Source organism: Paraburkholderia flagellata (assembly GCF_021390645.1).
In the GTDB taxonomy this organism is placed as follows: Bacteria; Pseudomonadota; Gammaproteobacteria; order Burkholderiales; family Burkholderiaceae; genus Paraburkholderia; species Paraburkholderia flagellata.
Map to the genome: position 1 here is coordinate 324,103 of NZ_JAJEJT010000001.1, position 23,330 is coordinate 347,432.

Consider the following 23,330-nt stretch of genomic DNA (forward strand, 5'->3'; position numbering starts at 1 on the left):
TCCTGATCGATGACCTTGCCTTGCATTATCGACGCGCGGCGTTTCGATGTCGGCGCGCATCTGCCGTTTCATATCGGTGACGAGCGCGTGGGCTGGATACGCGAGAACGACGTGGCGCTGCTCGCACGCTGGCCCGACGTGTTCGAGATCGACGGCGACGCGCATAGCGCGCGCATCACGCTCGCACCACAGTTCGATAGCGTCGATGCTCGTAGCGCCGCGCTTGGCTCGGTGATCGGCGCACTCGCGTCGCAAGGGCACATTCCGGGCTGGCGCAACGAAACCTACGCAATCCGCAACGCATTCGACGCGCCGCCGCTAGCCTTTATCGAACGCGCGGCCTCGCGCTTTTTCGGCACGATGACGTACGCGGTGCATCTGAACGGCGTCGTAGAATACGCAGATTCCGTGCCGCCCGGCGCGCCGCAATTGTGGATTGCGCGACGCAGCGACACCAAGGCCACCGACCCCGGCATGCTGGATAACGTCGTGGCGGGCGGCATCAGCTGGGGCTTCGGCATCGAGGCCACGCTCGTGAAGGAATGCTGGGAAGAGGCGGGCATTGCCGAGGACCTGGCGCGCGAGGCGCGCGCGGGCCGCACCGTGCACGTGCTGCAGTCGCTGCCCGAAGGCACGCAAGCCGAGCAGATCTTCATCTACGATCTCATGCTCCCGGCCGACTTCGTGCCGCACAACCAGGACGGTGAAGTGGGTGAGCATCGCCTCGCGCGTATCGACGAAGCCGCGCGCTGGATCGAGGAAGGTGCGATGACGGTGGATGCGAGCCTCGCGACGCTCGACTGCCTGCTGCGCCGCCAATGGATCGACGAAGACGCGTGCGAGGGCATTGCCGCGATCTTCGAACCGCCGACGCTGTGAAAGGGCGCCGGTTCTTTTTGCAAAGCCCAAAGCCCTTTTAGAAACGCCAAAGTATTGACGGGAGTAACCAAGGTCATGTCGACCGAACACAGCTTCATCCTCAAACTGTCGTGCGCCGACCGGCCGGGCATCGTGCATGCCGTGTCGGGCTTTCTGTTCGATCGCGGCAGCAATATTCTCGACTCGGCCCAGTTCGGCGACAGCCACACGGGCGAGTTCTTCATGCGCGTGCATTTCCAGCAGGTGGGCGGCGACCCGGGCCTCGACGGCCTGCGCAGCGCGTTCGAGCCGCTCGCGCAAGAGTTCGGCATGCGTTGGGAACTCCATGACGCGAACGTGAAGCCGCGCGTCGTCATCATGGTCTCGAAGATCGGCCATTGCCTGAACGATCTGCTGTTCCGCTATCGCACGGGCCAGCTGCCTATCGAGATTCCGGCGATCATCTCGAATCACAAGGACTTCTATCAGCTCGCCGCGAGCTACAACATTCCGTTCCATCACTTCCCGCTCCTCGGCGGCACGGATGCCGACAAAGCCGCGCAGGAAGCGCGCGTGCTCGAAGTGGTGAACAGCGAAGGCGTCGATCTCGTGGTGCTCGCGCGCTACATGCAGATCCTCTCGCCGCAGCTTTGCCGGGCGCTCGAAGGCCGCGCGATCAACATTCACCATTCGTTCCTGCCGAGCTTCAAGGGCGCGAAGCCGTACTACCAGGCGTTCGACCGCGGCGTGAAGCTCATTGGCGCGACGGCGCACTATGTGACGTCCGATCTCGACGAAGGCCCGATCATCGAGCAGGAAGTGGAGCGTGTGGACCACAACATGACGCCGGACCAGCTCACAGCCATTGGCCGCGACGTGGAATGCGTGACGCTCGCGCGCGCGGTGAAGTGGCACGTGGAGCATCGCATCGTGCTCAACGGGCACAAGACGGTCGTGTTCCGCTGAGCACTGGCTTTTACGGCGCGAACAAAAATGGCCCCGGAGGGGCCATTTTTTTCAGCGATGCACGCTCAGACGAGCCGCAGATAGATGAGTTCGCGCTTGATATACGCGTAAAAAATTGGCGCGGCAATCACGCCCTGAATACCGAACGCGGCTTCCATCACGAGCATTGCGACGAGCAGCTCCCACGTGCGCGCCTCGATCTGGCCGCCCACGATGCGCGCGTTCAGGAAGTATTCGAGCTTGTGGATCAGGATGAGGAACACGAGCGCCGTGACCGCCGCCGGCAGGCTCACGGTGAGTGCGATGGCGACGATCAGCGTGTTCGAGATCAGGTTGCCAATCACGGGCAGCAGGCCCACCACGAAGGTCACGACGACCAGCATCTTCGCGAGCGGCAGCGGCGCGTGAAACACCGGCAGTGCGAGCAGGAGGAAGAGGCCGGTGAACACCGTGTTGATGGCCGAAATCTTCACCTGCGCGAACACGATGCGGCGAAACGCGTCGGCGAAACGCGCCACGCGCGTGACGAACGCCGTGGAAAGCGGCAGCCGCGTGGCGTTCTTCTGCGCGCCGATAGCGATGATCGCCCCGATGATCATGCCGATCACGATATGCCCAAAGATGCGCGCGGCGTTCTTGCCGCCCTGGCCTAGCTGCGTGGCGTGCTCGTGCATGAGCGCGAGCGCCTTGAGCTTCATCTGGGCGACGTCCACGGGCAGATAGGCGGCAATGGACTCGGGAATGCGCCCGCGCGCCTGGTCGACGAACGTCATCATCTGCGCCATGACCTTCTGCACACTCGGCACGTCGCTTTCGAACTGCTCGATCACGCCCACGGTGAGCCCCGTGAGTATGCCCACGATCACGATGGAGACCAGCACCACGGAGAGCCAGCGTGCGCGGCTGCTCGACATGCGCCGCTCGATGAGCGGCGAAATGGTATGCACGAGCTGGAAGACGAGCATCCCCGCGAGCAGCGCGCCGAGCAGGTTCAGGTGCAGCACCGCCAGCATGCCGGCGAGCGCGGTCACATAGCTGCCGATCTCCACTGCCGAAAGTTTCGGCAGGCTCATGTCACTCGTGAGCCTGACCGGCCTTGGCCGCAGGTCGCGCACCTGTTTATCTTCGGTCGCTTCGTTGCGCTTGACCATATTGGGTGTATTCCGTCTCCAAACTTCTGGGGCACACGCGCCCCCGACCCGTTGTTGTGGCAGCTATTTCTACTGCTAAATTTCCGGCCTCGTTGCCTGTGCGCTTAGCGCGTCATTTTCCCGAGGCCGTGTCCAGCGCGGCAATCTGGCGCTTGAGCAGCGGCGCGAGATAGCGGCCCGTGAAGCTTGCCTTCGATTTCGCCACCTGTTCGGGCGTCCCCTGGGCCACGATCTGCCCACCGCCCGCGCCGCCTTCCGGTCCCATGTCCACGACCCAGTCGGCAGTTTTGATGACATCGAGATTATGCTCGATGATGACCACCGTGTTGCCCTGATCGCGAAGCCGGTGAATCACTTCCAGCAAAAGTGCGATGTCGTGGAAGTGCAGGCCAGTGGTCGGCTCGTCGAGTATATACAGCGTGCGCCCCGTGTCCCGCTTGGAAAGTTCGAGCGAAAGCTTCACGCGCTGCGCCTCGCCGCCCGAGAGCGTGGTGGCCGACTGGCCGAGGCGGATATACCCAAGACCGACGTCCAGCAGCGTCTTGAGCTTGCGCGCCACCACCGGCACCGCCTTGAAGAACTCGTAGGCGGCTTCAACGGTCATGTCGAGCACTTCGCTGATGTTCCGGCCCTTGTATTGAATCTCCAGCGTTTCACGGTTGTAGCGCTTGCCGTGGCAGACGTCGCAGGGCACGTACACGTCGGGCAGGAAGTGCATTTCCACCTTCAGCACGCCATCGCCCTGGCAGCTTTCGCAGCGCCCGCCCTTCACGTTGAACGAGAAGCGGCCCGACTCGTAGCCGCGCTCCTTGGCGGCCGGCACGCCCGCGAACAGCTCGCGGATGGGCGTGAAGAGGCCCGTATAGGTGGCCGGGTTCGAGCGCGGCGTGCGGCCGATCGGCGACTGGTCGACGTTGATGACCTTGTCGAAGTGCTCCAGGCCTTCGATCGCTTCGAACGGCGCCGGCTCCGCCGACGATCCATACAGATGCTGCGACACGGCGTGATAAAGCGTGTCGTTGATGAGCGTGGATTTGCCAGAGCCCGAAACGCCCGTCACGCAGGTGAGCAGGCCCACCGGCAGGTCGAGCGTGACGTGCTTGAGGTTGTTGCCATAGGCCTCGACGATGCGCAGATGGCGCTCGCCGGGCTCGATGCGCTCATCGGGATAGTCGATGCGGCGCGCGCCCGACAGGTACTGGCCCGTCATCGAGGCCGGGTCGTGCTCGACTTCCCCGGGCGTGCCCTGCGAAATCACCATGCCGCCGTGCACGCCCGCGCCCGGGCCCATGTCGACCACGTAGTCGGCCATGCGGATCATGTCTTCGTCGTGCTCGACGACGATCACCGAATTGCCGAGGTCGCGCAGATGCTTGAGCGTGGAGATCAGGCGGTCGTTGTCGCGCTGATGCAGGCCGATGGAGGGCTCGTCGAGCACGTACATCACACCCGTCAAGCCCGACCCGATTTGCGAGGCGAGGCGGATGCGCTGCGCTTCGCCGCCGGAAAGCGTCTCGGCACTGCGTTCGAGCGAAAGATAGTCGAGCCCGACATTGTTGAGGAACATGAGGCGCGCGACGATTTCCTTGACCACCTTGTCGGCGATCTCGCGCTTGGCGCCTTCGAGGCGCAGCGTCTGGAAGTAGCCGAGCGTGTCGCGCAGCGGCCAGCCGCTCACTTCGTAAATGGCGCGCGCGTCTTCACCGCCGCCGATGCGCACGAAGCGCGCTTCGCGGCGCAGGCGCGTGCCTTCGCAGTGCGGGCACGCCTGGTTGTTCTGGTACTTCGAAAGCTCCTCGCGCACGGCAGCCGAGTCGGTCTCGCGGTAGCGGCGCTCCAGGTTCGGGATGATCCCTTCGAAGACGTGCTCGCGCACCGAAGTGCGGCCGCGCTCGTTGATGTACGAGAACGGAATCTCCTGCTTGCCCGAGCCGTAGAGCAGGATCTTGCGCACTTTCTCCGGCAACTCCTCGAACGCGGTGTCGATGTCGAAGTCGTAGAACGCCGCGAGACTCTGCAGCATCTGGAAGTAGAACTGGTTGCGCCGGTCCCAGCCCTTCACCGCGCCTGCCGCGAGCGAAAGGGACGGGTGCGCCACCACGCGCTTCGGATCGAAGAACGTGATCTGGCCGAGACCATCGCACTCGGGGCACGCGCCCATCGGGTTGTTGAACGAGAAAAGGCGCGGCTCCAGCTCCGGCAGCGAATACGAGCAGATCGGGCACGCGAACTTCGAGCTGAACAGGTGCTCGCGGTTCGTGTCCATTTCGAGCGCGATAGCGCGGCCGTCGGCCAGGCGCAGCGCGGTTTCGAACGATTCCGCGAGACGCTGCTTCATGTCGGGGCGCACCTTCAGGCGGTCCACCACCACGTCGATGGTGTGGCGCTCGCTCTTCTTGAGCTTGGGCAGCGACTCCACCTCGTAGATCTTCGCTTCCCCTTCGTTGGCCGTGCCGCCGCCCGAGCGCACCCGAAAGCGCACGAAACCCTGCGCCTGCATGTCGTCGAAGAGTTCGGCGTGCTCACCCTTGCGGTCCACGATCACGGGCGCGAGGATCATCAGCTTCGTTTCTTCGGGCAGGGCGAGCGCGGCGTCCACCATCTGTGAGACGCTTTGCGACTCCAGCGGAATCTCGTGGTCCGGGCAGTAGGGCGTGCCGATGCGTGCGTACAGCAGCCGCAAATAGTCGTGGATCTCGGTGACGGTGCCGACCGTGGAGCGCGGGTTGTGCGACGTCGCCTTCTGCTCGATGGAAATAGCCGGCGACAGACCCTCGATCAGGTCGACGTCCGGCTTCTCCATGAGCTGCAGGAACTGGCGCGCGTAGGCCGAAAGGCTCTCCACGTAGCGCCGCTGGCCTTCCGCGTAGAGCGTGTCGAAGGCCAGTGAGGACTTGCCCGAGCCCGACAGCCCGGTGATCACCACGAGCTTGTGGCGCGGCAGGTCCAGATTGACGTTCTTCAGGTTGTGGGTTCGGGCCCCACGGATACGGATCTGTTCCATGAACCTGCGGGAGAGAGGGAAACCAAACCTGCTACTATAACGACTTTTCCAGACCGCCGTTACGGCTTGCTGACGGTCTTTGAAAGGGCCCGGAGCGGCAAGTGCAAGGGCCTCGAAAGAGGCGCGTCAGGGAGCGTCCCGGTCAACAAACGTGCGGGCACTTGCGGTCCAAACACATAACGCTCCGATGTCCTCCAATTCACCCGCTACATCCTCACGCATGAGCGCGCCCGAGTTGCGCGCGACCGTATCGCTCGCGGCGATCTTCGCGCTGCGCATGCTCGGTCTCTTCATGATCATGCCGGTGTTCTCCGTCTACGCCAAAACCGTTCCCGGCGGCGACAACCTTCTGCTGGTCGGCATCGCGCTCGGCGCGTACGGCGTCACGCAGTCGCTTCTCTATATTTTCTACGGCTGGGTGTCGGACATGGTGGGCAGAAAGCCTGTCATCGCCACCGGCCTCGTCATCTTCGCGATCGGCAGTTTCGTCGCGGCGGGCGCGCACGACATGGTGTGGATCATCGTCGGCCGGGTGATTCAGGGCATGGGCGCGGTTTCTTCGGCGGTGCTGGCGTTCATCGCCGACCTGACCGCCGAGGAGCACCGCACCAAGGCCATGGCGATGGTGGGCGGCTCGATCGGCATGTCGTTCGCCGTGGCGATCGTGGGCGCGCCGATCGTGTTCCACTGGGTCGGCATGAGCGGCCTGTTCGCGCTGGTTGGCGTGTTCTCGATTCTCGCGGTGGGCGTGGTGATCTGGGTCGTGCCCGACGCGCCGCACAAGCCCGTGCACGTGCGCGCCCCGTTTGCCGAGGTGCTGCACAACGTGGAACTGCTGCGCCTGAACTTCGGCGTGCTGGTGCTGCACGCCACGCAAACGGCGCTTTTTCTCGTCGTGCCGCGCCTGCTTGTCGATGCGGGCCTGCCGGTCGCGTCGCACTGGAAGATCTATCTGCCGGTCATGGGCCTCGCGTTCGTCATGATGGTGCCGGCCATCATCGTCGCGGAGAAGCGGGGCAAGATGAAGCCCGTGCTCGTTTCTGCGATCGGTCTTATCCTGATCGGCCAGCTTTTGCTCGGCTCGCTCGCGCATACACTTGTCATCGTGTCGGCCGTGCTGTTCGTGTATTTCCTGGGCTTCAACATTCTGGAGGCTTCGCAGCCTTCGCTCGTCTCGAAGCTCGCGCCGGGCAACCGCAAGGGCGCGGCCACGGGCGTGTACAACACGACGCAGTCGATCGGGCTCGCGCTCGGCGGCGTGGTGGGTGGATGGCTCCTCAAGCACGACGGCGCGAGCGCCGTGTTCTACGCGTGTTCGGGGCTCGTCTTGTGCTGGCTTATAATCGCGGCCAATATGAAGGCGCCGCCCAAGCGGGCTGAAGCCAAACGCGCTTAAAGCCAGGCGGCCCTGAGTTAGAACCAACGGTTCACAGCAACGCAATTCGCGGAGGCGGTCCGCGACCGGCGAAGGCGCTCGAGACACATCGGGCGCTCGCCGGCGCGCACCGCGCGGCCGCTCCTCGCAACGGAATCAAACAGGAGAAATTCATGGCATCCGTGAACAAGGTGATCCTCGTCGGCAACCTCGGCGCCGAGCCGGAAGTGCGCTATTTGCCGAGCGGCGACGCCGTGGCGAACATCCGCCTCGCCACGACCGACCGCTACAAGGACAAGGCGTCCGGCGAGTTCAAGGAAATGACCGAATGGCACCGCGTGTCGTTCTTCGGGCGTCTGGCCGAGATCGTCTCGGAGTACCTGAAGAAGGGCTCGTCGGTGTATATCGAAGGCCGTATCCGCACGCGCAAGTGGCAGGCGCAGGACGGCACCGACCGTTACTCGACGGAAATCGTCGCCGACCAGATGCAGATGCTGGGCGGCCGCAGCGGCGGCGCGGCGGCGGGCAGCGACATGGGCGACGACGGCGGCTACAGCCAGCAGTCCGCTCCGCGCGGCGGTGGCCGTGCTTCGGGCGGCGGCGGCGCGCCGCGTTCGAGCGGTGGCGGCGCGGGTGGCGGCGCAGGCGGTGGCCGTTCGAGCGCGCCGGCAGGCGGCGGCTTCGACGAGATGGACGACGATATTCCGTTTTAAAGCGTCAGAGCGTATCTGCTCGGCCTGAAGCCCCGGTTCGACCGCAAGGTCGGGCCGGGGCTTTTCATTTGTCTCTCCGAACCGAGCGCCGACCCGCTGCGGCGTTTTCGCACACACAGTCGCTTCTTTGCCTGAAGCGACATGTTTTCTGATTTTTGTCACGGCAAAACTCCCGCCTGCACGTCACCATTAAAAAGATGCATTAATTTTGCATCTTACAAGACTGCTCGCGCCGTCACCCACAAGGAAAAGGAGAAAGCCGTGTTTTGCTATCAATGTGAACAGACCGACCGCACCCAGGCCACCCCGGGGTGCGCCTCGGCCAAGGGCAACTGCGGCAAGGACGCGACGACTGCGGATCTGCAAGACCTGCTGATCTACGCAGCCAAGGGCATCGCACAGTACGGCGCGCTCGCGCGCGGCCTCGGCAGCCCCGATCGCGAAGCGGACCGCTTCATGCTCTACGCGCTGTTCACGACGCTCACCAACGTCAACTTCAACGCCAGCCGTTTCGTGGCGATGCTGCGCGAGGCCGCGCAACATCGCGATCGCGTGAAGTCGACCTGTGAGGCGCTCGCGCAAGGCGTGGCCGCTGCGCAGCCGGGTGGCGCAGCGCTTTGGCAACCGGGCAACGATCTCGCCGAATTGCAGGCGCAGGCCGCGCTCGTCGGCATCAATGCCGGGCTCCCGCAGGTGGGCGAGGATGTCGTGGGCTTGCGCGCACTCGTGCTCTACGGTCTCAAGGGCGTGTGTGCATACGCCCATCACGCGCGCGTGCTCGGTTACGAGAGCGAGGAAGTCTACGCGGGCGTCGAAGCCGCGCTCGTGTTTCTCGCGAGCGAACCGACGCAGGCGGGCGACCTGCTCGAGCACGCGCTCGCCCTCGGTAACCTGAACCTGAAGGTAATGGAGTTGCTCGACGCGGCCAACACGGGCCGCTTCGGCATGCCCGAACCCACTGCCGTACGCGTGACGCCGGCCGCGGGCAAGGCAATTCTGGTTTCCGGCCACGACCTCGGCGATCTGGAGGCGCTGCTCGAAGCGACCCAGGGCACCGGTGTACAGATCTATACGCACGGCGAAATGCTGCCCGCGCACGCTTACCCGAAGCTCAAGGCGTATGCGCATCTCGCTGGCAATTACGGCGGCGCCTGGCAGGATCAGCAATCGGACTTCGCGAACTTCCCCGGCCCGATCCTGATGACGTCCAACTGCCTGATCGAGCCGCTGCCGCAGTATCGTCAGCGCATCTTCACGACGGGCCCGGTGGGTTGGGCCGGCGTGCGCCATCTCGAACATCACGCGTTCGCGCCGGTCGTGCAAGCCGCGCTCGCGCTGCCGGGCTTCCGCGAAACGGCGCCGCAGGAGACCATCACCATCGGCTTTGCGCGCAACGCGGTGCTCGGCGTGGCCGACAAGGTGATCGACGCCGTGAAGGCCGGTCAGATCCGCCACTTCTTCCTGATCGGCGGCTGCGACGGCGCCGCGCCCGGCCGCAACTACTACACAGAATTCGCGCAGGGCGCACCGGACGACACCGTCGTCATGACGCTCGGCTGCAACAAGTACCGCTTCAACCGTCACGAGTTCGGCGACATCGGCGGCATTCCGCGCCTGCTCGATCTGGGCCAGTGCAACGACAGCTACTCGGCGATCCAGATCGCCATCGCGCTCTCGAAGGCCTTCGACTGCGGCGTGAACGACCTGCCGCTCACGCTCGTGGTGTCGTGGTTCGAGCAGAAGGCCGCCGCGGTGCTGCTCACGCTGCTCGCGCTCGGCCTGCGCAACATCCATCTCGGACCGACGCTGCCAGCCTTCCTCACGCCGAACGTACTTGACATTCTCGTCAAGCAGTTCGGCATCTCGCCAATCGGCGATGCGCAAGCGGACCTGAACGCGGCCCTTGCACGCAAGGCCGCTTGAGCGCGGGTGAAAACGTCATGAGTTATCAAATCGAGCTCACCACGCGCGACGGCCAGGCGTTCGGCTTCGCGTGCGAGCCGGGGCAGGACGTGCTGAGCGCGGCGGCGGCGGCGGACATCACGCTGCCGTCGCAGTGCCGGCGCGGCAGCTGCGGCGCGTGCCACGCCACCGTGACCGAAGGCACGTACACGCTCGGCGATCACAGCGCGGACGCGCTTCCCTCGGCCGACCCGCAGGCGGTTCTGCTGTGCCGCACGAGGCCTTCGGCCGACTTGCGCGTCGCCGCGCCGTACGATCACACGAAGGTGTTGCTGCGACCGGTCGCCACGCGCACGGCGCGCATCGCCGCGCTGGAAACGATCGCCGACGACACGCGCCGTCTCGAACTGCTTCTCGACGCCGACGACACCAGCGGCAGCGCCGCCGAGTTCGAAGCGGGCCAGTTCGCGGAGCTGGAGTTGCCCGAGGCTCGCGTGAAGCGCCCGTTCTCGCTTGCCAACACGAGCAACTGGGAAGGGCGCCTCGAATTCCTGATCCGGCTGCGGCCGCAAGGCGAGTTTTCGGCGTATCTGCGCGATCGGGCGCAGCCCGGCGACGTGCTCACCGTTCACGGCCCGCAAGGCGGTTTCGGTTTGATCGCCGATAGTTTGCGCCCGCGCTGGTTCGTGGCGGGTGGCACGGGCCTCGCTCCCGTGCTCTCGATGCTGCGCCGCATGGCCGAATACGGCGAAATGAACGACGCACGCCTGTTCTTCGGCGTGAATCGCGAGAGCGAGCTTTTCATGCTCGACGAACTGGACGCGCTTCGGGCGGCGCTGCCGCAACTGCGCGTCGAGCTTTGCGTGCGCGAAGCGCCCGATGGCTGGCAAGGCTCGCACAGCACTCCTGTCGAAGCGCTGGCCGCCGCGCTCGCTGGCGAAGGAGCGGCGCCCGATCTCTACGTTTGCGGTCCGCCCGCGATGGTGAGCGCCGCACAGGCGGTCGCGGCGAGTTCGCGCGTGCCGTCTGCGCAGTTCGTCAGCGAGCGCTTCACGGTCTGAGTGGCAATGCAGTGTGTGGTTTATCTCCGTGTCTGATTGACCTCGCCTTCGGGCGGGGTTTTTTTTCGCGCGTCGGGCGGCCATGCACGACAACGCTGAGCGATCCATTCAAACAATTGACATTCAGTCATTAACTGTCAAAATGTCCAACATCATGATGCCAATCCGCAAACCCCGTTCTGGCCATTCCACTGACGAAAACGCGCTGCTCCTGCGCGAAGGCGAGAAGATCGTCGCTGCGCTCGGCCAGACGCTCGCGCCGCTCGTCGAGGTGGTGCTGCACGACCTCACGCGGCCCGAGCATTCCGTCGTGGCGATCGCGAACAATCTGTCAGGACGACAAGTCGGCGACGCCGCCACTGAAATGGGTCTCGCGCGCATCACCGACTCCGGCTTTCCCGAAGTCGTCGCCAACTATCCGAACCGCTTTCCCGATGGGCGTCCGGCCAAAAGCACGTCCATCGGCCTCAAGAACAGCGCGGGCGAGTACGTCGCGGCGCTCTGCCTGAACATGGATGTCTCGCTGATCGGCGCGGTAACGGCGGGCCTCGGCCAACTGATCCAGACCAGCACGGCCGCGCCCGTGACCGAAACGCTCGCGCCGCGCGCCGCAGGCTGCGTGCGCGAGGCGCTCGAACGCTTCGCCGCCACGCGCAACACCACGCCTATCGGCATGACGCTCGCGCAGCGCCGTGAGGCCGTGCGCGAACTCGCGGCGAACGGACTTCTGAACCTGCGTCATGCGCTCGCCGACGTGGCCACCACGCTCGGCGTTGCGCGCTCGACCGTCTACACCTACCTGCCAGCCGAAGAACGACCATGAGCACTCTGCCGATTACCTTCGAAGACGTCGCCGCCGCCCACGAACGCCTGCGTGGCGTCGCGCATCGCACGCCGGTTCTGACTTCGCGAACCGCGAACGAACGCACGGGCGCGCAGCTTTTCTTCAAATGCGAGAACTTGCAGCGCATGGGCGCGTTCAAGTTCCGCGGCGCTTATAACGCGATTGCGCAGTTCACGCCGGAGCAGAAGGCGGGCGGCGTGATCACGTTTTCTTCGGGCAACCATGCGCAGGCGATCGCGCTGTCGGCGCGCCTGCTCGGCGTGAAGGCCGTGATCGTGATGCCGCACGACGCGCCCGCCGTGAAGGTGGAGGCAACGCGCGGCTATGGCGGCGAGGTTGTCTTCTACGACCGCTACACCGAGGACCGCGAGGCGCTCGGCAAGCGGCTCGCCGCTGAGCGCGGCCTCACCCTGATTCCGCCCTACGACCATGCGCACGTGATGGCCGGGCAGGGCACGGCCGCGAAGGAACTCTTCGAGGAAGCGGGCGAACTCGATCTGCTGATCACGCCGCTTGGCGGCGGCGGGCTGCTGTCGGGCTGTGCGACCGCCGCGCATGGGCTCTCGCCCGCGTGCACGGTGATCGGCGTCGAGCCGGAGGCCGGCAACGACGGTCAGCGCAGCCTGAAGACGGGTGAGATCGTCCACATCGACACGCCGAAGACGCTCGCCGACGGCGCGCAAACCCAGCACCTCGGCAACCTGACTTTCGCGGTGATTCGCGAGCGCGTGAGCGAGATCGTCACGGTGAGCGACGCGGAACTCGTCGACACGATGAAGTTCTTCGCGAGCCGCATGAAGCTCGTGGTCGAGCCCACGGGTTGCCTCGCGGCGGCGGCGGTGCTGCACGGGAAGGTGGACGTGCGCGGCAAGCGCGTGGGTGTGCTCATCTCCGGCGGCAACGTCGATCTGCTGCGTTTTGCGGAGCTGGTACAGGCCGCCGGTTAATGCGACCGGTTTACCTAGCAGGGGCGCCTCAGCCGAGCAGTTCCGCGAGCGCCGCGCGCGCGTTCGTCACGTGCGCGGACTCGCCGGGCCGCCCCGGCAACAGATGAAATTCGGCCGCTGGCAGTGCGGGCAAGCCGAATGAAGCCGGGCACGCCATCAGTCCTTCGCCGATCGCCGACTCGTTCAGACACGAGATCCCCAAGCCCGCCTTGAGCGCGAGCTGCAGCCCGGCCACGCCCGAAGCCGAATGCGAAATCAGGTAGGGCATGCGCGCTTCGTCGAGTAATCTCACGACACGGCGCTGCAACTGGCAGGTCGCCGGCAGCAGCACGAGCGGCCAGGGCGGCGTGAGCATAGGCCGCTCGCGCAGCGTTTGCGCCGCGCCTACCCACACCAGTTTTTCGCGCCGTATCGCTGTGCTCTTGTGCGTGCCGCGGCCTTCCTCCATCAGCCGCAGAGATAGCCCGATGTCGTAGGCATTGTCGTCGGCGCTGCTGTCGATCACGGCGCTCGGCAGCACGGTCACGTGCAGGCGCAGGCGCGGATGCTGGTTTGCGAAGCGCCGGATGATCTCGGCGACGTCGTGCGGCCGGTAATAGTCCGTGATCGCGATGCGCACCTCGCCGTCGAGCGTGCGGCCGAGCATGTCGTCGAAGGCGGCGTCGCAAAGCGCGACGATGCGGCGCGCGTGGTCGAGCAGCTTCGCGCCCGCAGGCGTGGCGGACATGCCCTGCTTGCTGCGCACGAAAAGCGGCTGGCCCACGCGCTCTTCGAGCTTCTTCAACTGCTCGCTCACCGACGACTGCGAAAGGAACACCCGCTCCGCCCCCGCGGAAACACTGCCCGCTTCGGTAACGGCGATGAATGTGCGCAACTGCGCGAGATCGAAACCGCGTGCGTTCATGGTTCAGCTTGATCCGGGGTCTTTCCTGCCATCTCATGATTCGGAAATTCCGAATTTATAAATTGGAATTTCCCGCTTTTCCGATGGATGTTGCGCCTCTACGATGCCCTCAGTCAACCGTTTTCTGGAGGTCATCATGGGACGAAGTACAACGCGGGGCGCGGCACATCGCTGGAAAGTGCTTGCGGTGGGCGTGGCGGCCAACGCCAGTTTTGCGGCAGCGCTCGGCGGCATTCCCGCAACGGGCGTGTTGATCCGCTCTGGTTACCACATCGGTACGGGTGAACTGGGCGTCGTGCTCGGCATGCTGGGACTTGGCATCGTGCTAAGCGAGCTTCCTTGGGGACTCCTGACGGATCGCTGGGGCGACCGGCGCGTGCTGCTCACGGGGCTGACCACCACCGCGCTCGCACTCGTCGCGATGGCGCGCTGGGGCGCACCGGCGGGCGCGCATGCGCCCAGTGCGACGATGCTCGCGGTGGGCCTGCTCGCGCTCGGTCTGCTTGGCGGCAGCGTGAACGGCTCGAGCGGGCGCGCGGTGATGGCGTGGTTCGCCACCCACGAGCGCGGCCTTGCGATGAGCATCCGGCAGACCGCCGTGCCAGCCGGTGGCGGGCTTGGCGCGCTCATGCTGCCAGCGCTCGCCGAGCATGCGGGATTCGCGGCCGTATATGGCGCGCTCGCCTTCATGTGTGCGGTGTCCACCGTGCTCACGATCGTCTGGTTGCACGAACCTGTGCACGCGCAGGACGCAGCGAATACGTCGGCCGCCTCGCACGAGCCGGCTGCGGCAGTGCAGCGCTCAGTCTCGCCGCTGGGCAGCGTGAGCGTGTGGCGCATGGTGACGGGCATTGGGGTGTTGTGCATTCCGCAAGTGGCCGTGCTCTCGTTCGCAAGCATTTTTCTGCACGACGTCGGCCATGCAGGCACTGCGGCAGTCAGCGCGACGCTTGCGGCGGTGCAGGGCGGCGCGGCGTTCATGCGTGTGTACGGCGGGCGCTGGACCGATCGGCACGGCGACCGGCGCACCTGGCTGCGCGGCAGCGCCGCACTCACCGTTGCGCTTTTCGTTGTCCTTGCCGCGCTGACGGCTTTTGCGTCGCATACGCATCGTGCAAACGGAGCGTTCGTCGTGCTGCTTGCCGCAGTGATCGTGCTGGGCGGCATTGCCGCTTCCGCCTGGCATGGCGTTGCCTTCACCGAACTCGCGACGCTCGCAGGCAACGGCCGTGTGGGAACCGCGCTTGCCATGGGCAACACGGGCGCATTCCTGGCGTTCTTCGTCGCGCCTTCAGCCATCCCGCTGCTGTTGTCATCGTTTGGGTGGCCCCTGGTCTGGGCGGCGGCTGCGCTTTGCGCCGCGCTGGCATGGCCCGCATTCGCAGCGCCTCGCGAGCGCAGCGGCGCCGGGCGCGCTGGAGAGTGTGGACAACGCGCTCATGAGCGCGCCGCTGCTTGACGATGCCGCGTGTAGGATTTGTCTCGAGATATCAGACCGATGCACGAAATAATTCTACAAAGTCACCGCGATCGGGCATAACTCACGCGCAAGCCGAAATTAAGGATCATTTAACGTTTCGGAAATCTCCGATTTCGACGGCTGGATTTCAATGGTCAGATGAACGACCTTGCTGATGTTGTCGGTTGCCGGTGCGCTCATGCGGCGCACCGCACCCGCGCCAGTCCACCTCGAAGGAGATTCAGTGTGAAGCTACGTGTCGTCCTCGCCGACGATCATCCATTCGTTCTGCTTGGCGTTCGCTCCGCGCTCCTCGTGGGAGACGATATCGAGGTCGTGGGTGAAGCGTGCGGCGCGCCAGAGTTATTGCAGACGCTCGAAACCGTCCCGTGCGACGTCGTGGTCACCGACCTCAACATGCCGCCTGCTTCCGGCGAAGCCGAAGACGGCCTGCGCCTCGTGCGGCGTTTGCGCCGCGACTGGCCTCATATCCCCGTGGTCGTGCTGACCAGCGTTGCGAACGCCGCCATCCTGCGCGCGGTGGCGCACGCGGGCGTGATCGCCATGTTGCGTAAGACCGAGCCCCTGGACGAACTCGCCGCCATCGTGCGTGGGGCCGCACAGGGGCTTGCCCATCTCAGCCCGGCCGTCGAGCGCGATCTCGCGGCCGCCGCCTGCCCGCCCGACATGTGTGTGCCGCGTTTGACGCCGCGCGAATCGGAGGTGATCCGCAAATTCGCAAGCGGCAGTTCGATCACGGAAATTGCGCGCGCGCTCGGCCGCGACGTGCGCACGGTAAGCAGCCAGAAGCGTGATGCCATGGCGAAGCTCGGCGTGAGCAACGACGCAGGACTCTTCGCCTTTGTCAGGGCGCACGGACTCTTATGAACCCGCTTTCCTTGCCGCCGGTGGATGATGCCGCCGTGGCTACCGCTTCCCGCGGCACCATGCGTGAGCACGACGAATGGCGCGCGGCCCTGGCGGCGCGCAATATGACCGATACCGCCGACCTCGCGGCGCCTGTGCGCGTGATCATCGCCGACGATCATCCGCTCGTGGTGTATGCGCTGGAAAGCATGCTCGTCAACTATCCCAACGTGCAGATCGTTGCGCGTGCGCGCGGCGTGCCCGAACTGTTCGAAGTGGCGCAGCAGCACGTATTCGATCTCGTCCTGATGGACCTTTACATGGCGTTGCCCGGCGAGCTGGACGGACCCGACGCCATCCGCGCCTTTCGCGCCGGTTTCCCGCAAAAGGCAGTGGTGATACTCACCATGGAAAGCGACGCCTCGGTGCTGCGCAAGGCCATCGATCTCGATGTGAATGCCGTGCTCAGCAAGCGCGACCGCATCGATCTGATCCCGGTCGCGATCATGTCGGCGATGGCGCGCGAAAAGTACGTTGGCCCGGTCGTGCGTGACCTGCTCACGGAAGCGGCCCGCGCCGAGCGGCGCGAAGAGGTGTATCGCCTTCTCACGCGGCGCGAATTCGAGGTGATCATGCATTATGCGACGGGACTCGGCGTGACGGAAATCGCAGGTCTGCTCGGGCGCAGCGTCAAGACGATCAGCGCGCAAAAGTGTGCGGCGATGAAGAAGCTCGCGCTCAGCAACGATATCGAGCTTTATCGCTTTGCGCTCGAATGCGGCGTGACGCAGAACGAGCAAACCTGAGCGATCCTTTGCACGCGAGGTCTCCGATGCATGCTACCCGGGTCGTTCGAGAAGACGCGCTTTGCGCGGGCGAGCCGCTGCGCGCAATCGTGGCCGATGACCACGCGTGCATCCGGCTCGGCGTGACGAACCTGCTGCACGCAACGGAGCAAGCCCTCGTCGTTGGCGAAGCCAGCGACACGCATGCGCTCGCCGTGCAGCTCGATATGACCGCCTGCGACGTCGTCATTTCCGATCTCTGCATGCCGGGGCTCGACGGCGAATATGGCTCCCTTACTCTTCTGCGGCGCCTCGCGCAAACGCGAGGCGCGCCTGCGGTCGTCGTCCTGAGCATGGTGTCGACGCCGCACGTTCTGACGGGCCTTGTGCATCACGGCCTGAACGTTATCGTCGACAAGTGCGACGTCGCGCACGAACTCCTGCTCGCCGTTGCCGCCGCTCGCGTGCGCGCGCCGTTTCTCTCGCGGCGCGTCCGCGAAACGCTCGCACGGGCCGACGCCACGTGCCCCCCCTGCGCGGGTACGCCAAGCGCGCGCGAATGGGAAGTCTTCCAGCTCTACGCGCAGGGTATGTCGATCTGTCAGATTGCCCAACGGTTTCAGCGCAGCGGCAAAACGATCAGCGCGCAAAAGCGCAGCACCATGCGCAAGCTCGGGCTCGTCACGGAGCGCGATCTGAGCGACTTCGCTACGCAGGTGGGGCTGACCTGATTCATCCCTGGGCAGCGTACGTCCCCAATTCATTCCGGCATCCGTAGGAATTGCTCCCGCCTTGTCTTGCGCAACGCGCACAGCGTTTTAAGAGTTCTCCTATCTGAATGCGGGGATCGTCTCCCCATAATCCCAAGCTCAACGCATGGCTCGTCAGATATTGCCGTCCTTGCAATGCGATCAAAGGACGGGACCGTCGGAATTGCGCCGGGATCTAGTTGGGACACGGAGACGAAACAATGAAGCTCGGTAGGCGTTTGGCGGTCGAGGGTGCGGGCACCGCATGGCTCGTGTTCGCCGGTTGCGCAGCCACGGCGCTCAACGCGAATCCGCCCTCGCAGGGTTTCAACGTTCTGGTAGTCGCCGCGGCCTTCGGGCTCGCGCTCACAGTCGCGAACTATGCCGCCGCACGCGCGGCGAGCGCCCACTTCAATCCCGCTGTCACGATTGGTTACACGGTTTCCGGGCGCTTTCCGGTGCGCGATACCGGGCCCTACCTCGCGGCGCAGACCATCGGCGCCATTCTCGGCGCGGCCTTGCTCGTACGCGTGGCGAGCGGGCGCCCGGGCTTTTCCGTCGCGGTGTCCGACCTCGGCAGCAACGGCTACGACGAACATTCGCCGAGCGAATACGCGCTCTCCGCCGTGTTCCTGCTGGAGCTGGCGGTCTCGTTCGTGTTCGTCCTCTTCCATCTTCTGATGTCGAGCACGGTTGCACGCCGCAAGACTGCGGCGCTCGCCATTGGCGCTTGCCTTGCCGCCATCTATCTCATCGCCATCCCCGTGAGTAACGGCGGCGCGAATCCGGCGCGGTCGACCGGTCCCGCGTTGTTCGTCGGCGAGTGGGCGCTCGATCAGCTCTGGCTCTTCTGGGCCGCGCCGCTGTTGGGGGGCGCCGCGGCCGGCGCGGCGTACCGCCTCGTGGGCCGCCGCCCGCGTGTTGCCCCCACGCCATCGCGCGACGGCGTCTGAAATCCAGTCTGGCGCTTGCCGATGAGGCCGATTCTCCGCATCTTCTGTCTTCGCGCGCGCCCGACAACATTGTGGCGAGGGCGTGGAATTGCGTGCGGGTTTGCCTACCTTGGCGCGCTCGCCGCGGCATGGGTGCTCGCGTTTTCCGCGGCGGCGGCGAGCGCTGCGACGCAGTGTGAGCCAACCAGCGAGGGCATCGCGCTCTCGCGGCCGATCGCCACGTCGCTGCCGCCGCAGCTCGTCGTCGGCGTGCTAGCGGGGGGCTGGGCGCCGCTCGAAGTGCTTGACGGCGCCACGCTCACCGGTTTCAGCGCTGACTATCTGCGCCTTCTCGCCGGTGCCGGCGTCAAGCTTCAGCCACGCGTCTTTGCGGACATGCCGGCGTTGCTCGCGGCGGCCTGCGCGGGCGATGTCGACATCGTGATGAGCCTCGCGCGCACGCCGTCGCGCGAGCGCTGTCTTGCTTTTACGGTGCCATACCTGACTGGCGCCACGGCATTCGTCACGCGTGCAGGGCATACCGCGCTCGCGACCCAGCCGGCGCGCCTCGCGCGCGCGACGTTTGCAGTCGAGCGCGGCTACGCCCTCGAATCCGCATTGCGCGAGCGCTTCGCGCAGGCGCGCATCGAAACGTTCGCGACCACGCAGGCTGCGCTGCACGCCGTCGCACAGGGTAAGGCCGACGTCTACGCGGGCTATTCGCCAGTGGCGCGCTATCAGCTTACGCTCGCAGGATTCGGCGATCTGCGCGTCGCTTTCGAGGAGCGCGACCGCATGCGCGAGCTGCGCTATGGCGTACCGGTCTCCAAGGCGGTACTGCGCGATCGCCTCGACCTTCTTCTGGCTGGCGTGCGACCTGCCGCGGCAGCGGCCGAGCGGGCACGCTGGTTCGACGGCGGCGCGCCGGGACGGGCGTCGCCTTCCGCGTTCAGCCTGAGCGCCAACGAGCGCGCGTGGCTGCGCGCCTTGCCGCCGCTGAAAGTGGGCTACGACGGCGGCTGGCTGCCGTTCAGCCTCACGAACAAAGCCGGCAAGCCGTCGGGCATGGCCAACGACTATCTCGACTATCTGGCGCGCACCCTTGGCATTACCTTCGAGCGCGTGCCTATTTCTCCCTGGACGAGCGCCGGGGCCGCGTTGCAACGTGGCGAGATCGCGCTCGCCGCAACTGCGGTGAGCGATGGGGTGTTCGGCTCCGGCGTGGTCTACACGGACGCGTTCGAGCACTATCCGCTCGTCATGGTGGGGCGCCGCGACGAGCCGATGGCGCGCTCGCTTGCCGACTTCACGGGCCGCCGCATCGTGCTGGCGCCGCACGCGCCTGAAATGCAGGAATTGCCGGGTACGCAGGTCGTGCGCGCTGCGAGCCTCGCAGCAGGGCTCACGATGGTCGATCGCCACGAGGCCGATGTGCTGGTGGGCAACGCGGCCGCGCTCGACGAGCCGCTCAGCGGCACCTATCTCGAGACGCTGAAGGTGCTGGGCGCGATAGGTGTCGATGATTCGACGGCGTTTGCCGTGCGCTGCGAGCTCGCCCCGCTCGCGGGACTCATCAATCGCGCACTCGGCGCGATGCCGCCCGCCGAACAGCAGCAGATCCGCAATCGCTGGACCGCCGCCGTCTCCGCCCGGGACGGTGGCTGGAGCGTGAACGCATTGCGGCTCCTGCCGCTCTTGATCGTGTTCGGCGTGCTGCTTCTCGTCACGCTGCGCGCCTACGTACTGCTCCAGCGCGAAATGCACAGGCGCCGGCGCGCGGAGCAGGTGCTCGCGCGGCAGGTGGAACTGCAGGACACGATGATGGAGATGATCCCGTATCCCCTCGGTGCGCGGGATCTCGAAAACCGCTATCTCGCGATCAATCGCGCCTACGAGGAATCGACGGGCCTGGCGCGCGCCCGCGTCGTCGGGCGCACCGGTTCGGCCGTGATGGCGTGGGGCCCCGAAAACAGCCGCCGCATGGACGATCTCTACCGGCTCACGATCGTCGAGGGGGAGAGCCAGCGTGTCGAGCTGATCTTCGAGAACGCGCTCGGGGAGGCACGTCATGGCATTTTCTGGACGCGCCTGTGCCGCGACCCGCAGGGCGCGCCGTTCTGCGTGCTCGGCACGATGATCGATGTCACGGACATTCGCCGCGCTGAGCTGCGCGAACGCGAATCGGAGCGGCTCCTCTCGGAGGTGACGGGTTCGCTGCCCGCGATCGTGTTCCAGTTGCGCCGCGAGCCCGATGGACGCTACTCGTTTCCGTACATTGGTGGCGACACACAGCGGCTGCTCGGCGACACCGTCGACGCGCTGCGCCGCGCGCATTCGGTCGATCTCTCGCGGGTGGGGCGTCATGATCGCGCGCGCCTCGCCTCGCAGCTCGAACGCTCCGCGCGCCGGTTCATTCCCGTGCACGCCGAGTTCCGCTTCCAGGGCGCGGCCGGATTCGTGTGGGTGCGTGCGGAGTTCGCGCCGCGCCGCGCCGAAGGCGGCGCGATCGTCTGGAGCGGCTATGCGCTGGATGCGAACGTCGAGCACGCACGCGCAGACGAACTCGAGCACGCGCGCGACACCGCAGAGGCGGCCTCTCGCGCGAAGGACGATTTTCTCGCCATGATGAGCCACGAGATCCGCACGCCGATGAACGGCGTACTGGGTCTCGTCGAGGTGCTCGAGCGCACGCCGCTCAACCCCGATCAGGCGCAAATGGTCGACATGGTGCACGAATCGGCGGGGGCACTGCTGCAGATACTCGACGATCTGCTCGACTACTCGAAGATCCAGGCCGGCCATCTCGTAATCGACTCGCAGCCGTTCGACATGCGCGAACTCGTCGACAACGCCGTCGGGCTGCTGGCCGCACGCGCGCACGAGAAGGGGCTGAAGGTGCGCGTGGATGTGAAGCCGGAGGTCGCGGCGCTCTTGCGCGGCGACAGCGTGCGCCTGCGGCAGATCCTCTTCAATCTGTTCGGTAATGCAATCAAGTTCACGCTGGCGGGCGAGGTGAGTGTGCATGTCCGCGCACGCGATATCGGCGCCAGCGGCGGCGCGCTGCCCGCTCACCAGCGGCTTTCGATCTCGGTGACCGACACGGGAATCGGTATTGCGCCCGCAGCGCAAGCGCAGCTCTTCGAGCCGTTCGTGCAGGCCGAGACCTCGACTACGCGACGCTTCGGCGGCACGGGACTCGGCCTCACGATCTGCCGCAAGCTCGCGGCGTTGATGGGCGGCACGCTGGAGCTCGAGAGCGAGGTGGATCGCGGTACCTGCCTCACGCTGCACATCGATTTACCAGTGGAGACCCGAAGCGGAACGGCCGGCGGGCTGCGCGGCAAGCGTGCGCTCGTGACGTGCGAGGACGCGAATGTCGCCGCCGCATTGATGCATTTTGGCTCGGCGCTTGGCATGAAAATGCGCCGCGTCGCGCCAGCGGACCTCGCCCGCGCCGCGCGCGCGGACAAGGCCGATCTACTGTTCGTGTCGGAAGCGCTGGTCGATCGGTTGGGCAAGCTCAGTGCGCCTGTGCTTTGCCTGACGGAGAACCCAAAGCCAAGCGGTTATCGCGTTGCCGAGAGCGGCGTGCGCGTGAGCGTCAACCCGTTGTCCTGGCGTGGCTTGAGCGTCGTTTGCGCAATGGCGCTGGCGGGGCTGCCGGTCAAGGCGGCCAGCCCGTCGCGTCCGGCCTCCGATGTCGAGACGACACTCCCCGCGCCCGATCGCGAGCAGGAACGCGCTGCCGGTCGCCTCATCCTCGTGGCGGAAGACCATCCCGTCAATCAGGAGCTGATCCGCCATCAACTGGCATTGATCGGGTTCGCATGCGACGTCGTCGACGATGGTGCGAAGGCGCTCGAAGCGCTGGCCGAATGCGAATACGGCTGCCTGATAACCGACTGTCATATGCCGAACGTGTCGGGCTACGATCTCGCGCGGCGCATACGTCAAATGGAGCAAGAGGCGCGCAGCGCGCGGCGCTTGCCGATACTCGGCATCACTGCCAATACGGCGCCCGAGAACATGAGCCGGTGCAGCGAAGCTGGCATGGACGAATGCCTCATCAAGCCCACGCGCGTGGCTACGCTGCGCGAGTACCTCGCGCGCTGGTTCGGCGTGGAGGGCATGCAGCGCACCATGCAGGGCGAAGCCACGCGCGCAGCGGGCGGAAACAGGCCAGCGGCGGGGCAGGCAGCGTCGCGGGCTTCAAGGGCTCCGAAGGTTTCGGGGGCATCGGAGTCGACTCCCCCGGAGCGCGGCGGTTCTGAGGAAACGCGCGCGGAAAAGCCTTCACACGCGCGCACGTTCGAGCCCCTGGATCTCGCGCATATGATCCAGGTCTGGGGCGGGGAGGCGACCGTGAAAACGTTGCTCGGCTCGTTCGTTTCGGCGATGCGCGACGACCTGGACGCGTTGCCGCCGCTCCTCGAACAAGTCGACGTCGCGCGCTTGCGCGAGTGGCATCATCGGCTCGCCGGTGCGGTGGGCGTGCTGCAATACCCAGCGCTGCTCGCCGAGCTCGAGACGTTCCGCCGTCACATGAACAGTCACACTGCCGAGCAACTGCGCGAGGAGGGCTATGCGCTCATCCGCACGTGCCAGGCGATGCTCGGCGGAATCGAGCAACAGGCCGCTCTGCTTGCTTGAATGATGTGCATCAGGAATTGGACGGGCGCCAGGAAATAGAGCGCAACAAGCGGGCGAAAACGGGGCATTAAGCCGGTGGAAAATCCGGGCGAAAAAAAACGCGGCCGAAGCCGCGTTCAAGCTTGGAGACCCTTCGATGAAGAGTCACTTCTCGCAGTTCCTA

General features: G+C 65.6%; 17 protein-coding genes. 14 read left to right on the forward strand and 3 right to left on the reverse strand.

Annotated features, from left to right (window positions below):
• Positions 1 to 9 precede the first annotated feature (9 nt).
• Positions 10 to 879, forward strand: a complete 870-nt coding sequence (locus tag L0U83_RS01520) for an NUDIX hydrolase (RefSeq protein WP_233879702.1) — start codon at positions 10 to 12, stop codon at positions 877 to 879.
• Between the two features lie 75 nt (positions 880 to 954).
• Positions 955 to 1,824, forward strand: a complete 870-nt coding sequence (purU, locus tag L0U83_RS01525; protein ID WP_233879704.1) for a formyltetrahydrofolate deformylase — start codon at positions 955 to 957, stop codon at positions 1,822 to 1,824.
• A gap of 65 nt (positions 1,825 to 1,889) precedes the next feature.
• On the opposite strand, the gene L0U83_RS01530 is transcribed toward purU, so the two are convergent.
• Positions 1,890 to 2,975, reverse strand: coding sequence for an AI-2E family transporter (locus L0U83_RS01530; RefSeq protein ID WP_233879706.1), 1,086 nt, complete (start codon positions 2,973 to 2,975; stop codon positions 1,890 to 1,892).
• 112 nt (positions 2,976 to 3,087) lie between these two features.
• Positions 3,088 to 5,979, reverse strand: coding sequence for an excinuclease ABC subunit UvrA (gene uvrA, locus L0U83_RS01535; protein WP_233879707.1), 2,892 nt, complete (start codon positions 5,977 to 5,979; stop codon positions 3,088 to 3,090).
• Between the two features lie 187 nt (positions 5,980 to 6,166).
• Between uvrA and L0U83_RS01540 the strand changes: the two genes are divergently transcribed.
• The 6 genes from L0U83_RS01540 (at position 6,167) to L0U83_RS01565 (ending at position 12,821) form a co-directional block, all read left to right on the forward strand.
• Positions 6,167 to 7,375, forward strand: coding sequence for an MFS transporter (locus L0U83_RS01540; protein WP_373320946.1), 1,209 nt, complete (start codon positions 6,167 to 6,169; stop codon positions 7,373 to 7,375).
• A gap of 152 nt (positions 7,376 to 7,527) precedes the next feature.
• Entirely contained in the window at positions 7,528 to 8,067 is a 540-nt protein-coding gene (locus L0U83_RS01545; RefSeq protein WP_233879709.1) for a single-stranded DNA-binding protein, read from the forward strand.
• 261 nt (positions 8,068 to 8,328) lie between these two features.
• Entirely contained in the window at positions 8,329 to 9,990 is a 1,662-nt protein-coding gene (hcp, locus tag L0U83_RS01550) for a hydroxylamine reductase (RefSeq protein ID WP_233879717.1), read from the forward strand.
• 17 nt (positions 9,991 to 10,007) lie between these two features.
• On the forward strand, positions 10,008 to 11,030 hold the full coding sequence (locus L0U83_RS01555; protein WP_233879719.1) for a 2Fe-2S iron-sulfur cluster binding domain-containing protein: 1,023 nt from the start codon (positions 10,008 to 10,010) through the stop codon (positions 11,028 to 11,030).
• Positions 11,031 to 11,172: 142 nt separating this feature from the next.
• Positions 11,173 to 11,853, forward strand: coding sequence for a helix-turn-helix transcriptional regulator (locus L0U83_RS01560; RefSeq protein WP_233879732.1), 681 nt, complete (start codon positions 11,173 to 11,175; stop codon positions 11,851 to 11,853).
• Positions 11,850 to 12,821 (forward strand): threo-3-hydroxy-L-aspartate ammonia-lyase, encoded by a 972-nt coding sequence (locus L0U83_RS01565; protein WP_233879734.1) that lies wholly within the window; start codon positions 11,850 to 11,852, stop codon positions 12,819 to 12,821. Before L0U83_RS01560 ends, L0U83_RS01565 begins: the two co-directional genes overlap by 4 nt.
• A 28-nt stretch (positions 12,822 to 12,849) precedes the next feature.
• Here L0U83_RS01565 and L0U83_RS01570 read toward each other — a convergent pair whose 3' ends face one another.
• Positions 12,850 to 13,725: a LysR family transcriptional regulator gene (locus L0U83_RS01570; protein WP_233879736.1), complete on the reverse strand. Its 876-nt coding sequence runs from the start codon at positions 13,723 to 13,725 to the stop codon at positions 12,850 to 12,852.
• A 136-nt stretch (positions 13,726 to 13,861) separates the two neighbouring features.
• Between L0U83_RS01570 and L0U83_RS01575 the strand changes: the two genes are divergently transcribed.
• From L0U83_RS01575 to L0U83_RS01600, 6 genes are all read left to right on the forward strand, one after another.
• Positions 13,862 to 15,184: an MFS transporter gene (locus L0U83_RS01575; protein WP_233879738.1), complete on the forward strand. Its 1,323-nt coding sequence runs from the start codon at positions 13,862 to 13,864 to the stop codon at positions 15,182 to 15,184.
• Positions 15,185 to 15,430: 246 nt separating this feature from the next.
• The gene (locus L0U83_RS01580) at positions 15,431 to 16,072 is read left to right on the forward strand and encodes a response regulator (protein ID WP_233879740.1); all 642 of its coding nucleotides are present in this window, start codon (positions 15,431 to 15,433) and stop codon (positions 16,070 to 16,072) included.
• Between the two features lie 35 nt (positions 16,073 to 16,107).
• Entirely contained in the window at positions 16,108 to 16,857 is a 750-nt protein-coding gene (locus tag L0U83_RS01585; RefSeq protein WP_308445012.1) for a response regulator, read from the forward strand.
• A gap of 26 nt (positions 16,858 to 16,883) precedes the next feature.
• Complete coding sequence (locus L0U83_RS01590) at positions 16,884 to 17,567, forward strand: response regulator (RefSeq protein ID WP_233879742.1); 684 nt, start codon at positions 16,884 to 16,886, stop codon at positions 17,565 to 17,567.
• Positions 17,568 to 17,806: 239 nt separating this feature from the next.
• The gene (locus tag L0U83_RS01595; protein ID WP_233879758.1) at positions 17,807 to 18,538 is read left to right on the forward strand and encodes an aquaporin; all 732 of its coding nucleotides are present in this window, start codon (positions 17,807 to 17,809) and stop codon (positions 18,536 to 18,538) included.
• Positions 18,539 to 18,559: 21 nt separating this feature from the next.
• On the forward strand, positions 18,560 to 23,167 hold the full coding sequence (locus L0U83_RS01600) for an ATP-binding protein (protein ID WP_233879760.1): 4,608 nt from the start codon (positions 18,560 to 18,562) through the stop codon (positions 23,165 to 23,167).
• Positions 23,168 to 23,330: the final 163 nt, after the last annotated feature.